Source organism: Microcystis aeruginosa NIES-843 (assembly GCF_000010625.1).
Taxonomy (GTDB): domain Bacteria; phylum Cyanobacteriota; class Cyanobacteriia; order Cyanobacteriales; family Microcystaceae; genus Microcystis; species Microcystis aeruginosa.
The window spans coordinates 5,249,574-5,263,828 of record NC_010296.1; the positions used below are offsets into that span (position 1 = coordinate 5,249,574).

The following is a 14,255-nucleotide window of genomic DNA, read 5'->3' on the forward strand; positions in this document are numbered from 1 at the left end:
AGATGATTAAAATTTACACGGAAATCGAACGGGGGCAAAATTGGTTACAGCGCCATCAAAAATGTTGTCCGATATTTGCCCTAGTTTTGGGGTTTACCGAGACGGGATTAATCCCCGGAATCTCCACCGCCGGTGCTACCCCGGAAGATAGAAAATATACAGCGATCGCTGATGCCGAATTTATCGTTAAAGGAGTTTCACCCCATCCCCGTTATCCCTTACCCCCCCTAACGGTGGGAGCCTCCCCCGCCTATATTACCCGCGCCGTGGTGGAAAAATTAGCCATTCCCGTCCTCGTTTTTAACGCCGGTTTACCCTTGCCCCCGGCCGTCGATTATATCGAACTGGGGGGACAACCGGCCCGTTGTCTCTCCACCGGCCGCGCCCTAGACCTGACCATAGTAAAACACCTGTTCGCCCAAGGATTAACTTGGGGAGAAAAATTAGCCCGCCAGTCTAGTTATCTAATTATCGGCGAGTGCGTGGTCGGCGGCACCACCACCGCCCTCGCCATCCTCACCGGATTGGGTTATCGAGCCAACGGCAAAGTTAACAGCAGCCATCCCCAGTGCAATCATGCTCAGAAACAGTCAATAGTTGAGCAGGGATTAGCCCGAAAAGAAATTTTTGATCCTTTTGAGGTAATCGCCGCCCTAGGCGATCCTCAGCAGATTTTCGTCGCTGGCATGGCCATCGCCGCCAGTGGGCAGGGTGGGGTACTCCTCGCCGGAGGAACCCAAATGTTAGCCGTTTCTGCCCTAATTCAAGCTCTAGTGGCTAAATATGCCTATCCGGTTAACTGGGAAAATATCATCGTCGGCACAACTCGCTGGGTAGCGGAAGATAAAACGGGGGATACGGTGGGATTAGCCCGCATGATCGGAAAATTGCCTTTATTAGCCACACAATTAGACTTTTCTGCCTCTAAATACCCGGTTTTGCAAGCTTATCAACAGGGTTTTGTCAAAGAGGGAGTGGGTGCGGGGGGATGTGCGATCGCCGCTTGTTTGTACCGGAATTGGACTAATCAAGATTTGGTCAAAGCGATCGAAAATTTAATCGGGTTTCAACTAAACTGTTGACTATCTAGGGTTTGCGGCAAAAAGTTTTTCCAGGGGGCAGGGTGTAGGGTTTTACCGATTTTCAGGTGGTCAATTACCTAATTTTCAGGGAAAAAGTCCAGGGATTTTCCCCCTGATCACTCCCATGCCAGCCACTTTGGGATTTCAAAAAGGTCTAAAAGTCTTATCCAACAAGGTTTTTAGATTTATTCAGCCAACCCTAAATACGCGGGCAGCTTATGAGAGAAAATAGTGACCAGCAGATTTCTAGTCAATAATTAGGGCTATTTTCCCCGTCACCGAACCAGTTTCTAGCAGTTGATGGGCGCTGATAGCTGCCGCTAAAGGGAAGGTTTGGGAGAGATGAATAGTTAACTTTTTCTCGTCAATTAAACGCGCCCCTTGTCTGAGAATTTCTGTTTGATATTTTTGCGCTTCTGGCAGTCCCATCAAAGCCGGGGTTAACATTAATTCTAAACTAATCCGCAAATTGCGATCGCGCGCTTCCTTCCAGCTGCCCGTAGGTTCCAAAATCGTCACCATATCGCCGTACACTCGCACCGCTCGGCAAGTTTGGCCAAAAGTTTCCCCTCCCACCGTATCAAAAGCGACATCTACTCCTTTCCCTGCGGTTTGTTGAAGTATCGCCGAGACAAAATCGGTTTGTTTGTATAAAATCGGGTAATCTGCCCCTAATTGCCGCACTAAACGCTCTTTATCGCTATTTCCCACCGTCGTATAAACTTTAGCCCCCTTCAGTTTCGCCAATTGAATCGCGACATGACCAACACCCCCGGCCCCGCCATGGATAAGTACGCTTTGTCCCGACTGAAGACGGGCGCGATCATAGAGTGCTTCCCAAGCGGTGATTAAAACTAAAGGTACAGCGGCCGCCTCGGCAAAAGAAAGAGATTTCGGCTTGTGGGCTAGATAATCCGCCTCGATCAGGGCATATTCGGCATAATTTCCCGTGCCGGCCTTGCCCAGTCCGCCGTTACAAAAGTACACTTCATCCCCGGGGCGAAAATCCTGCACCGCCGCCCCAACGGCCTCGACAATTCCCGCCCCGTCACAGCCCAAAATGGCCGGCATTTGCTCGGGGTAAAAAGTGCCGCGTTTACGAATTTTTGTATCAATAGGGTTGACACCAGCGGCTTTTAATGCTAATAAAACCTGATGCGGTTGACTAATTTTCGGGGTGGGGACTTCCTGAAGCTGTAGGACATCCACGGCGGTCATGAGGATAGCTTTCATTCTATCTATTCGGGATTAACCCACATTAATGTCTGACCGAATTCTACCGGTTCACCGTTAGCGACGGCGATTTCGACGATTTGCCCGGCCACCTCCGCTTCGATTTCATTCATCAACTTCATCGCTTCGATGATACAGACCGTTTGTCCGACACGGATCCGATCGTTTTTTTCCACGAAAGAGGGTTCATCGGGAGCAGCAGCGCGATAAAAAGTGCCGACCATGGGAGAGGTAATCGCCAGCCATTTTTTATCCATAGCGGCGGCCACGGGTTCGGCAGTGGGGGTTTCTGGGACCGGGGTGGGACCTGCGGCTACCACTGGAGCGGCGACCGGGGCAGTCACCACCGGCAAGGGAGCGGCGAGAGGCCCAAGGGCAGTATTAACGGTTCCTTTGCGGATATTTAGCTCTAAATCTGCACTTTTCAGGCTAAATTCACTGATATCCGTTGCTGCCAATGTTTTGATCAGTTCTCGAATTTCGTTGTAATCAATAGTCACCGCTCTGAAATCCCCTCGCAAATAAAAAGCAACAAATCCAAATTCGCACCCACCAAACTATCGATTTTTCCCATCTAGCGGCTAAGTTTTGGGAAACAGGCTCAGAAACACTGGCTTTAGTCCTAAACCCGTCCCTAAGCCCTCATTTCTGGGCTTCTCATCACAATTATTCCCGTCCCAGATAGGAACCATCCCGGGTGTCCACTTTGATCCTTTCACCGATAGAAATAAACAGGGGAACCATCACCTGCGCTCCCGTTTCTACGATCGCCGGTTTCGTGCCACCGGTGGCCGTATCTCCCTTGACTCCTGGATCCGTATCGGTGATTTCCAAGATTACCGAAGTGGGCAATTCTATGTCTAACACTTGATCATTCCAAAAGAGAATATTGACTTCCATTCCTTCTTTCAGATACTTGGCTCGATCGCCCATTTGTACCGGGGTGAGAGTTGCTTCCTCAAAAGTCTCCATGTCCATGAAGACAAACTGATCGCCTTCTTTGTAGGTGTGCTGCATGGTGCGCTTTTCGATCGTGGCTGAGGGCAAGGTTTCCCCCGCCCGGAACGTCCGTTCTACCACGTTGCCGGTCTGAACATTTTTTAACTTGGTTCGCACGAAGGCCGATCCCTTGCCCGGTTTAACGTGCAGGAATTCCACCACCCGCCAGACAGAGCCATCTATCTCGATGGTCGTGCCACTCCGAAAGTCGTTACTCGAAATCATGAAATGCTGTTTAGGCCAAGAAAGATCAACATTCCATTTTACATACTTCCTGTACCCGAAAAAACTTTTTTCCCGTCCGTACAGGTAAGGGGGAGGTGGGAGGTGGGGCAAGCAAGGGACAAAAGCTAATCACTTAAGTACCTAATAGCATTTTTCACCCTGAAACCTCGATTTTTAGTACAATATTACTGCAATACTAAAAGCAGTGAACAAATAAACAGCGATGATCACCGGCGAATTAAAATCCAAAATAGATAAACTTTGGACAACCTTCTGGAATAACGGCATTAGTAACCCGCTTTCGGTAATCGAGCAGATTTCCTATTTACTCTTCATCAAGCGCCTAGATGACCTAGAACTGGCTAAGGAGCGTAGGGCCCAACGATTAGGCGAAAATCTCGAAAATCCCACCTTTACCCCCAGCCAACAGCATATCCGTTGGTCCCGCTTCAAAAATATCGATGATGCCGAGACAATGCTCCAGATTGTCCGGGATGAAGCGTTTCCCTTTATCAAAGATATGGGACAGTTTTCTAGGGGTAGCACCTACGCTAAACACATGAAGGACGCGGTGTTTCTCATCGCGTCTCCGGCGCTGCTGGGGACAGTAATCGAGCAAATTGAAAAAATCCCCATGGAGGATCGGGACACCAAAGGCGACCTTTACGAGTATATGCTCTCGAAACTGAGTACAGCCGGGACTAACGGACAGTTTCGCACGCCGCGCCATATTATCAAAATGATGGTGGAGTTATTAGCGCCGGGACCCCGGGAAGTTATCTGTGATCCGGCCTGTGGCACAGGAGGCTTTTTAGTAGCGGCTGCCGAGTATGTGCGGGAGTTAAAGGACAGCGAGGGGGGACGTTTGCTCCATGAACGCGGCAACCTAGAGCATTTCAATAACCAAATGTTCCACGGTTTTGATTTCGATGCCACGATGTTACGCATCGGCAGCATGAACCTGATGTTACACGGTATCGAGCAGCCGATTATCGAGGCCCGGGATTCCCTATCGGAGGATCACGCCGGGGTAGAGGATAGTTTTACCATGATTCTGGCTAATCCACCGTTTAAGGGTTCGGTGGAGAAGTCCACTATTGCCAAGGATTTATCGAAAATCATCGACACCACTAAAACCGAGTTATTATTCATGGCCCTGTTTTTGCGCTTGCTGAAGACGGGGGGAAAAGGTGCGGTAATTGTGCCGGATGGGGTGCTATTTGGCTCGTCCAAGGCCCATAAGGACATCCGCACCATCTTGGTAGAAGAACATAAGCTAGAGGGGGTGATATCGATGCCGTCGGGGGTGTTTAAACCTTACGCGGGGGTATCTACCGCAATCCTGATTTTTACGAAGCTGGGGGTAAGGGAAAAGGGGACTGACTTCGTTTGGTTTTATGACATGGTGGCGGATGGTTTCTCTCTCGATGATAAGCGCCAACCGATTGCCGATAATGATATCCCGGACTTGCTGCGCTGTTGGCAGCAACGCGACTCCGCTAAGGATACCAACCGCCAAGGGAAGGCGTTTTTTGTGCCTCGCGAGGAGATTCAGGCCAATGCTTATGATCTATCAATTAACCGCTATAAGGAGATAGAGTACGAGGAAGTGAGCTATGAGCCGCCGAAGGTGATTTTACAGAAGTTAAGGGCTTTAGAGGCTGATATTCGTCAGGATTTGGACGCATTAGAGGAGATGTTAGGAGATTAGGAGATGAAAAATCTACAGCTAGAGGTTATTCTGCGGGAGATAAAAGATTATTTCCATCTGCTCTATCAAAACCAATTACAGAAAATCGTCCTTTACGGTTCCCAAGCACGGGAAGATGGACGGGAAGATTCTGATATCGATCTTTTGGTCATTCTTTCTGGTGTGGTGGATCCTTATCAGGAAATTGACCGCACGAGTGAATTTATCGCTAGGCTTTGCCTTGATTATAATGTGGTTGTTTCCCGTCATTTTATCTCTGCGGCAAAGTTCCAGAGCGGAGATAATCCATTTCTTGACAATATACGGCGCGAAGGGGTTACGCTATGAGCGATGATTGCATTGGTAGTTTTGCTCAACCGAAAGGATATTTGATTTATGCTGAGAAATAAGATTTGTCGGCATTTAGATTCCAAGAGAGTGGTGGGTTACGCTATCGCTAACCCACCCTACCCATTGAAGGGAGAAGAGTTCATAGTAGGGTGGGTTAGACGGCAACAATCTAGGCGTTAAAGTCAATCTAACAATCCGTCGTAACCCACCGCTTTAGTCCACCGAAAGGATATTTGATTTATGTTTGAAAATAAGATTTGTCGGCATTTAGAGGGGATGTGATGACTAGAATAGAAGCGCCATTCGATCCCCCCCAACCCCCCTTAAAAAGGGGGGAGAAGAGTTCATAGTAGGGTGGGTTAGACGGCAACAATCTAGGCGTTAAAGTCAATCTAACAATCCGTCGTAACCCACCGCTTTAGTTAACCGAAAGGATGTTTGTCGGTATTTAGAGAGGATGTGATGACTGTAACGACAAAGCAACAGGTAATTAGTCTGCTAGAGCAAAATCAAGCCGAATTACGGCGATTGGGAGTTAGTCGCTGTGGTTTGTTCGGATCTTTTCGGACAGAGCAGACGACAGAGAAGAGCGATGTGGATATTTTGGTGGTGTTTCAACCCGGGATGAAGACATTTAATAATTTTATGGATTTATGTTTCTTTTTGGAGGACTTGTTTGATCGGAGTGTGGATCTGGTTACACCTGAGTCGTTGAGTCCTTTTTTTGGACAACGAATTCTCGATGAGGTGGAATATGTCCCCTGTAGTTCGTGAGTTTTAGTCAACCGAAAGGATGTTTGATTTATGTTTGAAAATAAGATTGATCTGGTTTTACGCGCGTTAAAGGAGATGTTGGGATGAAGGATTGGCCATCTGTCGCACTAGGCGATATTTTTGAAATTGCTCGTGGTGGTTCGCCAAGACCGATTCAGAATTTTCTGACAGAAGAACCTGACGGTGTAAACTGGGTAATGATTGGTGATGCTTCGGATAGTTCAAAATACATTACACACACTAAAAAGCGCATTTTGAAGACTGGTGTTAAGAATTCACGCATGGTCTATCCGGGTGATTTTTTACTTACGAATTCCATGAGCTTTGGCCACCCTTATATCATGAAAACATCTGGTTGTATTCATGATGGATGGCTTGTTTTAAGTAATAAAAAAGGTGTTATTGATCAAGATTATTTTTATCATCTACTAGGTTCTGATCTAATATATGCAGAGTTTTCCCGTCTTGCTTCTGGTTCAACTGTAAAGAACTTAAATATTGAGATAGTTAAAGGGATTAAGGTATCGCTCCCACCCCTCGAAGAACAGCGAAGAATTGCGGCAATTTTAGATAAAGCAGATGGGGTGCGACGCAAGCGCAAAGAGGCGATTCGGTTGACTGAGGAGTTGTTAAAATCGACTTTCCTAGAGATGTTCGGTGATCCTGTTACTAATCCGAAAGGGTGGGAGGTGAAGCGTCTCGGTGAAATATGTACAAATTTTCAAAACGGAATAGGAAAAAATAGTGAACACTATGGTCATGGCTCTAAGGTTGCAAACATATCTGACTTGTACGAATGGCATCGTTTCATTCCAGAAAAGTATTCACTTCTCGACGTAACTCCAAAAGAGATTGAAAAATATAGTCTCATGAGAGGAGATCTGCTATTTGTACGTTCTTCAGTAAAGCGTGAAGGGGTTGCTGTATGTTCTGTTTATGATTCTGATGAGATTTGCCTTTTCAGTTCATTTATGATCCGAGTCAGGCCGAGGACAGACCTGATTAATCCAGAGTTTTTATCTTTAATGCTTAGAACTCCACCGATGAGAAATAGACTGATTTTAGGTTCTAACACATCTACAATCACTAATATTTCACAGCCAGGATTATCCAAAATTGAGGTCGTTGTTCCTCCTATCAAGACACAAAATCTAATTACAAAAGTTACGAAAAATATCGAAGAATCTGTTCGGTGTCATCTTCAGGCGCTTGAACAATCCGAAAATCTCTTTAATTCCCTTTTACAAAGAGCATTTAGGGGGGAACTGTAGCCATGGCAGCCGGCGGATTACTGCCATAATCTTGTGGGAAATGCCATTAAAAAAGACCGTTGGACAATTAACCAAGATTCCTATCATCTCACACTGTCACGCGGGAAAACCCTAGATAAAATAACCGAACTTGCTGTTTTTTTATATAACTGTTAAACAATAATCAGGTAAAATATAGAGATAGCCAAAACTTTGGGGATAATAGACTGGGGAGCGCAATATGGACTCAAACTTCTCCTTCCTGCGAGATCAATTCCCGACAATCTACGATCATGCCAGCCAAGCGGAGGGATTAGTCTTCAGTAACCCCCGGGCCAGTTGCTTCTATACCCGTTTTGTCCTAGAACAAATGGTCTGCTGGCTCTATGAAAACGACCCCTACCTGCAACCGCCCCGGGACAATAGCCTAGGCGCTCTCATCCACGAGCAAACCTTTAAAGATAACCTTAAACCTGGACTTTTCGGCAAAATTCGCACCATCCACAAAGTCGGCAACAACGCCGCCCACGATACCAGCCCCATCAGTGAACGGGACTCCCTGCACCTGATCGAGGAACTATTTCATCTCACCTACTGGCTGGTGCGCTACTATGGGCAGAATGGGCGAGAATTGGGCGATATTCGCTTCGATCGCCAGAAGATACCCCCGGCCGCACCCCCCGCTCCCAAACAACTGCAAGACCTGGAAAAACGCCTGTCCCAAAGCGATGCCCTGCGCCAATTGGCCGAAGCAAAACAGCGCCAAACCGAGGCCGAACTGGCAGCCGCTAGGGCCGAACGGGATGCCCTCCTCGCCCAAAATCAAGCGATCGCTGACCGGCACGACTACAACGAAGCCGACACCCGCCGCTACCTGATCGATGTACTACTCCAAGAAGCCGGCTGGGATACCAAAGCCCCCAACGCCACAGAGTTCGAGGTGTGGGGGATGCCCATCCAACAAGCGGGGGATACTGGGCGCGGTTTCGTCGATTATGTACTATGGGGCGACGACGGCAAACCCCTCGCCCTCGTGGAGGCAAAACGCAGCAGCAAAAGCCCCGACAGCGGCCAAAATCAGGCCAAACTCTACGCCGACTGCTTAGAAAAAGACTACAACCAACGCCCCGTTATTTTCTACAGCAACGGCTATGAAACCTATCTCTGGGATGATCTCACCTATCCCCCCCGTCCCGTCCTCGGTTTCCTGCGAAAAACCGAGCTAGAACGGCTAATTTTCCGCCGTTCCCACCGTAAACGCCTCAGCAACACCGCCATTAACGAGGATATTGTCGGCCGTCCCTACCAGAAAGAGGCCATCCGCCGCATTACCGAAACCTTTGAAGAAAAGTGCGCCCGTAAGTCCCTGTTGGTTATGGCCACGGGAACCGGTAAAACCCGAACTGCGATCGCATTGGTGGAACTGCTCAAGAGTGCCAATTGGGTAAACCGAGTCCTGTTTCTGGCCGATCGCAATGCCCTATTAAAGCAAGCCTATCGAGCCTTTCAGCGTCATCTACCCAGCGTTACCGTCCTGCATCTGACCCGCAGCAAGGACGTGACGGGGGCTAACGTCCTCTTCTCCACCTATCAAACCATGCTCAACGCCATCGATCGCATGGATGCAGAGGGGCGAATCTTTGGGGTGGGTTATTTTGACCTAGTGATCGTCGATGAGGCCCATCGCTCCATTTATCAGAAATACGGCGAAATATTCGATTATTTCGATGCCCTGCTGGTGGGGCTAACTGCCACGCCGCGCTCGGAAATAGACCGGGACACCTACCGCATTTTCCAGCTACCCCAGGGCGTGCCTACCTTCGCCTACGAGTTAAATGATGCCGTTAGGGATGGCCACCTCGTCCCCCCCAAGGGCGTTACTGTGCCGTTTAAGTTTCTGCGTACTGGGGTTAAATACAGTGAGCTAACCCCACAGGAGCGGCTAGACTACGAGGAGAAGTTCCGGGACGAGGAAAGCGGCGAACTACCGCAGGCAATTAACGCAGCTGCCTTTAATGACTGGTTGTTCAATATCGACACCGTGGATCAAGCATTAGAATTATTGATGCAACGGGGGCTAAAGGTCAACAGTGGCGATCGATTGGGTAAAACGATTATTTTTGCCCGTAATCACCGACACGCCCAATGTATCTGCGATCGCTTTAACAGTAACTATCCTCACTACAAAGGTCATTTCGCCAAAATTATTGACAGTCACGACAATTACGCCCAGAGTCTGCTCGATGACTTCAGCGAAGCCAACAAAGAACCGATTTTGGCCGTCTCGGTGGATATGCTCGATACCGGCGTAGATGTGCCGGAAGTGGTCAATTTGGTGTTTTTTAAGCCCGTATTCTCCCGGGTGAAGTTCAATCAGATGATCGGGCGCGGGACCCGTCTCTGTCAGGATTTGTTTGGGACTGGCAACCATAAAACCGAGTTTCTGGTCTTTGACCTCTGCGGGAATTTCGAGTATTTCGAGCAGGATATCGATGAAACAAGCCAGAAAATACCCGAAAGCCTCACCAGTCGCCTAGTTAAACATCGCCTCGAGTTGGCAACCCGCCTCGCTCCCTCCAAGCCAAGCGCGACACCTAGGGCAAGAGAGCAGTCCTCTACTTACAAAGTCGAGCGGGCCGGCGACCTATACACGAGTTTGCTCGATGCACTCCATCAACACATCGCCACCATGCCCCGGGATAATTTCCTCGTGCGTCGTCGCTTGCCGCAGGTGGAGACCTTTAGTCAGCGTCAGCGTTGGAACAACCTGAGTCAGGAGGACGCGGCCACCATTGCCGACTGCTTGGCCGGTTTACCCAATAGTCTGCCCAATGAGGATCCCCTGGCCAAGGAATTCGACCTTCTCTGCGTGAAACTGCAATTAGCCATTCTCAAGGCCGACCGTAGTTATGAGCGATTGCGGGACAAAGTGCGGGATATTCTCGGTCAACTGGAGACTAAGCCCGATATCCCGATGATTAAGGGACAATTGGCCTTTATTCGCGAGGTGCAGGACGAAAGCTGGTGGACCGGCGCAACGCCGTCAATGGTGGAGGGGATTCGGGTGCGTGTCCGGGATCTGGTCAAGTTTATTGATCGCCAAAAGCAGCAGATCGTGATCACCGATTTTGTCGATGAGATGGGGGAGGTGCAGATTGTCGATATTCCCACCCATCAGACCGGTTTTAGTCGCGAACAGTATCGCCGGAAAGTGGAGGCCTATATCCGTCAGCATCAGGATCACCTTGCGATCGCTAAGTTGCGGCGCAATCTCCCCCTAACGGAGACGGATTTATCTGCCCTAGAGGAGATGCTATTTTCGGCCGCAGAAATTGAGAGCCGTCAGCGTTTTGAGGAGGTTTTTGGCCAGACAAAAAGCCTCAAGCTCCTGATCCTGGAAATCGTCGGACTTGATCCCGCAGGGATCCGCGTAGCGGCACGCCAGGCGGCTAAACAAGCTTTTGCCCGTTATTTGCAGGGGACAAACTTCTCGGCCAATCAAATCCGTTTTATCGAAAATATCATCGATATGCTCGCTAAAAACGGAGTTATCAATCCGGGGGCGCTCTACGAGCCTCCTTTTACTGATAACCATCCCGAAGGGCTAGATGGGATGTTTAATGATGGGGAAGCTGATCGGATCGTCTCGATTTTGCGATCGTTTAATGAGTCCGTTGATGCGGTCTAAGAGTAAGCGCGGATGAAGAAATAAAAGCATGAAAACTGACACGATTTTTTATCAACTCTTTCAATCATTCCCCTCTATCTTCTTTGAATTAATTCAACTCCCTATCAGCGAAGCGAATAACTACCGCTTTGACTCAGTGGAAGTCAAACAACTTTCCTTTCGTCTTGATGGAGTCTTTCTGCCTCAAAATAATCACCCCCAGACTCCTATCTACTTCTGTGAGGTACAATTTCAAGAAGATGAGGCTTTTTATCAGCGCTTTTTCACCGAAATATTCTTATATCTCAGTAAAACTGACTTAACCAATGATTGGCGGGGTGTGATTGTCTATCCTAACCCTCAAGTAGAAACCGATAAAGTTCAACGCTATCGGGAACTTCTCAACTCCGAGCGAGTGAGACGGATTTATCTGAATGAATTAGAAAACATTCCTCAAACTTCGATTGGTTTAGCTACAGTCCAATTAATCACCCTATCTAAAGCAAAAGCGATTGATAGCACCCGAAAATTAATCCAAAGAGTGCGGCAAGAATTAACCCCCGACCAAAAACCGCAAGAACTCTTACAATTAATAGAGACGATTCTCGTTTATAAGTTACCGCTTCTCAATCGTCGGGAGATAGAAACTATGTTTAGTTTAGATGAATTAAAACAGACTCAGTATTTTCAAGATGTGCGCGAAGAAGCGCGTCAGGAAGGTCGTCAGGAAGGCATTGAGCAAGGCATTGAGCAAGGCATTGAGCAAGGCATTGAGCAAGGCATTGAGCAAGGTATTGAGCAAGGCAGACTAAACAAAGCACTAGAGGCGGTCCCTCGTTTGTTAGCCTTAGGGTTAAGTGTTGAGCAAGTCGCATCCGCGTTAGAGTTAGAGGTTGAACAGGTTAGAGCTATACAAAACGGGACATAAAAAAATGTGATCGCCTTGTGAAATAAAAGCATGAAAACTGACACGATTTTTTATCAACTCTTTAGACCTCTTGCATAATTTTTTTATGGTATAATATAAGGTTTTGCTTTTTTCTCAATTCTTAGATTGAAGTGGAAAAAAGAATAAAATGTGATCTTAGGTCAGGAAATCATCTATAATTTTGCTATGTTTATTAGCAAAATTATGGATTATCAAAACTTATCAGATGAACAATTCAAACGCCGTTTCGGTGTGTATAAACAAACCTATAGAAAGATGGTAGAATCAGTAAAAAGTGTTGAAGCCGACTCTAATTCACCATCTAAAAGGGGACCGAAACCTAAACTATCTATAGAAGAACAAGTTTTAGTAACGTTAGAATATTGGCGAGAATATAGAACATATTTTCACATTGGTACAAGCTGGGAACTATCAGAATCAACTATATGTCGGATTGTAAATAAGACGGAAAAAATGCTTTTACAATCGGGAAACTTCCGTTTAAAAGGAAAAAAAGCTTTACTCAATCAAGCAGAGATACCGGTCATAACGGTAATGGATGTAACGGAAACTCCCATTGAACGCCCCCAAAAGAAACAGAAAGATTTTTTTTCGGGTAAAAGAGGTTATCATACTTTAAAATCCCAATTAGTAGCTGATCAAAATACAAAGGAAATTATCTGTGTCTTTTGTGGGAAAGGTAGAGGTCATGATTTTAGTTTATTTAAAAAAAGTCGAGTTCGTTTTCATCCTTTAACTACCAGCATAGAAGACAGTGGTTATCAGGGAATAGCTGCATACCATAGTAATAGTTATACACCGAAAAAGAAATCGAAAAATAGAAAATTAACAGAGTTAGAAAAAGAGTATAACAAGGCTTTAGCCAAAGAAAGGATTATCATTGAACATATAAATAGGAAACTCAAAATCTTTAAAATCTTATCCTGTAAATATCGGAATCGTCGTCGAAGATATAGTTTAAGAGTTAACTTGTTGGCGGCTATTTATAACTGTGAGTTAGGGATAGGTATAGCAGCTTCTTAAAAGTTGCCTAAAGATTAATCAAGTCAAGGAGAATTTATTCTCAATTTTTATAATTGAGATAGTTTGTGCCGCTTAAATAAAGAGGTTTTGATAACCAAATTAAAGCAGCTCTAAAGAGTTTTGAGTTAAAAGTTAAACTTCAAGTTTTCATTCAGGACAAATGTACTGATTAACTAATTTTTTGGGGAAAATTAGTTAACCCATCATTATAACATATAATTAATTTGCAAGAGTTCTTTTCAATCTTTCCCCTCTATCTTCTTTGAATTAATTCAACTCCCTATCAGCGAAGCGAATAACTACCGCTTTGACTCAGTGGAAGTCAAACAACTTTCCTTTCGTCTTGATGGAGTCTTTCTGCCTCAAAATAATCACCCCCAGACTCCTATCTACTTCTGTGAGGTACAATTTCAAGAAGATGAGGCTTTTTATCAGCGCTTTTTCACCGAAATATTCTTATATCTCAGTAAAACTGACTTAACCAATGATTGGCGGGGTGTGATTGTCTATCCTAACCCTCAAGTAGAAACCGATAAAGTTCAACGCTATCGGGAACTTCTCAACTCCGAGCGAGTGAGACGGATTTATCTGAATGAATTAGAAAACATTCCTCAAACTTCGATTGGTTTAGCTACAGTCCAATTAATCACCCTATCTAAAGCAAAAGCGATTGATAGCACCCGAAAATTAATCCAAAGAGTGCGGCAAGAATTAACCCCCGACCAAAAACCGCAAGAACTCTTACAATTAATAGAGACGATTCTCGTTTATAAGTTACCGCTTCTCAATCGTCGGGAGATAGAAACTATGTTTAGTTTAGATGAATTAAAACAGACTCAGTATTTTCAAGATGTGTGCGAAGAAGCGCGTCAGGAAGGCAGACTAAACAAAGCACTAGAGGCGGTCCCTCGTTTGTTAGCCTTAGGGTTAAGTGTTGAGCAAGTCGCATCCGCGTTAGAGTTAGAGGTTGAACAGGTTAGAGCTATACAAAACGGGACATAAAAAAATGCGA

At 46.3% G+C, this 14,255-nt stretch carries 12 protein-coding genes and 1 pseudogene; 10 read left to right on the forward strand and 3 right to left on the reverse strand.

What is annotated here, in order from left to right:
• Window positions 1-2 precede the first annotated feature (2 nt).
• Window positions 3-1,082: a nicotinate mononucleotide-dependent phosphoribosyltransferase CobT gene (gene cobT / locus MAE_RS24785; RefSeq protein ID WP_002796398.1), complete on the forward strand. Its 1,080-nt coding sequence runs from the start codon at window positions 3-5 to the stop codon at window positions 1,080-1,082.
• Window positions 1,083-1,328: 246 nt separating this feature from the next.
• Here cobT and MAE_RS24790 read toward each other — a convergent pair whose 3' ends face one another.
• From MAE_RS24790 to efp, 3 genes are all read right to left on the reverse strand, one after another.
• Window positions 1,329-2,315: a zinc-dependent alcohol dehydrogenase family protein gene (locus tag MAE_RS24790; RefSeq protein WP_041804388.1), complete on the reverse strand. Its 987-nt coding sequence runs from the start codon at window positions 2,313-2,315 to the stop codon at window positions 1,329-1,331.
• Between the two features lie 5 nt (window positions 2,316-2,320).
• Window positions 2,321-2,815 (reverse strand): acetyl-CoA carboxylase biotin carboxyl carrier protein, encoded by a 495-nt coding sequence (gene accB, locus MAE_RS24795; RefSeq protein WP_002796400.1) that lies wholly within the window; start codon window positions 2,813-2,815, stop codon window positions 2,321-2,323.
• Window positions 2,816-2,981: 166 nt separating this feature from the next.
• Window positions 2,982-3,539 (reverse strand): elongation factor P, encoded by a 558-nt coding sequence (gene efp, locus MAE_RS24800; RefSeq protein ID WP_002762061.1) that lies wholly within the window; start codon window positions 3,537-3,539, stop codon window positions 2,982-2,984.
• A gap of 223 nt (window positions 3,540-3,762) precedes the next feature.
• Between efp and MAE_RS24805 the strand changes: the two genes are divergently transcribed.
• The 9 genes and pseudogenes from MAE_RS24805 (at window position 3,763) to MAE_RS24840 (ending at window position 14,245) form a co-directional block, all read left to right on the forward strand.
• Complete coding sequence (locus MAE_RS24805; RefSeq protein ID WP_012267945.1) at window positions 3,763-5,250, forward strand: type I restriction-modification system subunit M; 1,488 nt, start codon at window positions 3,763-3,765, stop codon at window positions 5,248-5,250.
• A 3-nt stretch (window positions 5,251-5,253) separates the two neighbouring features.
• Complete coding sequence (locus MAE_RS24810) at window positions 5,254-5,577, forward strand: nucleotidyltransferase domain-containing protein (RefSeq protein WP_002750888.1); 324 nt, start codon at window positions 5,254-5,256, stop codon at window positions 5,575-5,577.
• Between the two features lie 465 nt (window positions 5,578-6,042).
• A complete protein-coding gene (locus MAE_RS24815; RefSeq protein WP_012267947.1) occupies window positions 6,043-6,354 on the forward strand; it encodes a nucleotidyltransferase family protein in 312 nt (103 codons plus the stop codon).
• An 83-nt stretch (window positions 6,355-6,437) separates the two neighbouring features.
• On the forward strand, window positions 6,438-7,625 hold the full coding sequence (locus tag MAE_RS24820; protein ID WP_012267948.1) for a restriction endonuclease subunit S: 1,188 nt from the start codon (window positions 6,438-6,440) through the stop codon (window positions 7,623-7,625).
• A gap of 27 nt (window positions 7,626-7,652) precedes the next feature.
• Window positions 7,653-7,781, forward strand: a pseudogene (locus tag MAE_RS32920) (hypothetical protein); the annotation flags it as partial.
• Window positions 7,782-7,845: 64 nt separating this feature from the next.
• Complete coding sequence (locus tag MAE_RS24825; protein ID WP_012267949.1) at window positions 7,846-11,292, forward strand: DEAD/DEAH box helicase family protein; 3,447 nt, start codon at window positions 7,846-7,848, stop codon at window positions 11,290-11,292.
• A gap of 28 nt (window positions 11,293-11,320) precedes the next feature.
• Window positions 11,321-12,199 carry an Rpn family recombination-promoting nuclease/putative transposase gene (locus MAE_RS24830; protein WP_012267950.1) on the forward strand — a complete coding sequence of 293 codons (879 nt, stop codon included), beginning with the start codon at window positions 11,321-11,323 and terminating at the stop codon, window positions 12,197-12,199.
• A gap of 186 nt (window positions 12,200-12,385) precedes the next feature.
• Entirely contained in the window at window positions 12,386-13,243 is an 858-nt protein-coding gene (locus MAE_RS24835; RefSeq protein WP_012264339.1) for an IS5-like element ISMae4 family transposase, read from the forward strand.
• 222 nt (window positions 13,244-13,465) lie between these two features.
• Window positions 13,466-14,245, forward strand: a complete 780-nt coding sequence (locus tag MAE_RS24840) for an Rpn family recombination-promoting nuclease/putative transposase (RefSeq protein WP_041804390.1) — start codon at window positions 13,466-13,468, stop codon at window positions 14,243-14,245.
• The last annotated feature ends 10 nt before the right edge of the window (window positions 14,246-14,255 follow it).

Excerpts from the sequence above, each read along its gene's own strand:
- cobT (WP_002796398.1), top strand. The coding sequence starts at position 3 with ATGATTAAAATTTACACGGAAATCGAACGGGGGCAAAATTGGTTACAG.
- MAE_RS24790 (WP_041804388.1), bottom strand. The coding sequence starts at position 2,315 with ATGAAAGCTATCCTCATGACCGCCGTGGATGTCCTACAGCTTCAGGAA.
- efp (WP_002762061.1), bottom strand. The coding sequence starts at position 3,539 with ATGATTTCGAGTAACGACTTTCGGAGTGGCACGACCATCGAGATAGAT.
- MAE_RS24805 (WP_012267945.1), top strand. The coding sequence starts at position 3,763 with ATGATCACCGGCGAATTAAAATCCAAAATAGATAAACTTTGGACAACC.
- MAE_RS24810 (WP_002750888.1), top strand. The coding sequence starts at position 5,254 with ATGAAAAATCTACAGCTAGAGGTTATTCTGCGGGAGATAAAAGATTAT.
- MAE_RS24815 (WP_012267947.1), top strand. The coding sequence starts at position 6,043 with ATGACTGTAACGACAAAGCAACAGGTAATTAGTCTGCTAGAGCAAAAT.
- MAE_RS24820 (WP_012267948.1), top strand. The coding sequence starts at position 6,438 with ATGAAGGATTGGCCATCTGTCGCACTAGGCGATATTTTTGAAATTGCT.
- MAE_RS24825 (WP_012267949.1), top strand. The coding sequence starts at position 7,846 with ATGGACTCAAACTTCTCCTTCCTGCGAGATCAATTCCCGACAATCTAC.
- MAE_RS24830 (WP_012267950.1), top strand. The coding sequence starts at position 11,321 with ATGAAAACTGACACGATTTTTTATCAACTCTTTCAATCATTCCCCTCT.
- MAE_RS24835 (WP_012264339.1), top strand. The coding sequence starts at position 12,386 with ATGTTTATTAGCAAAATTATGGATTATCAAAACTTATCAGATGAACAA.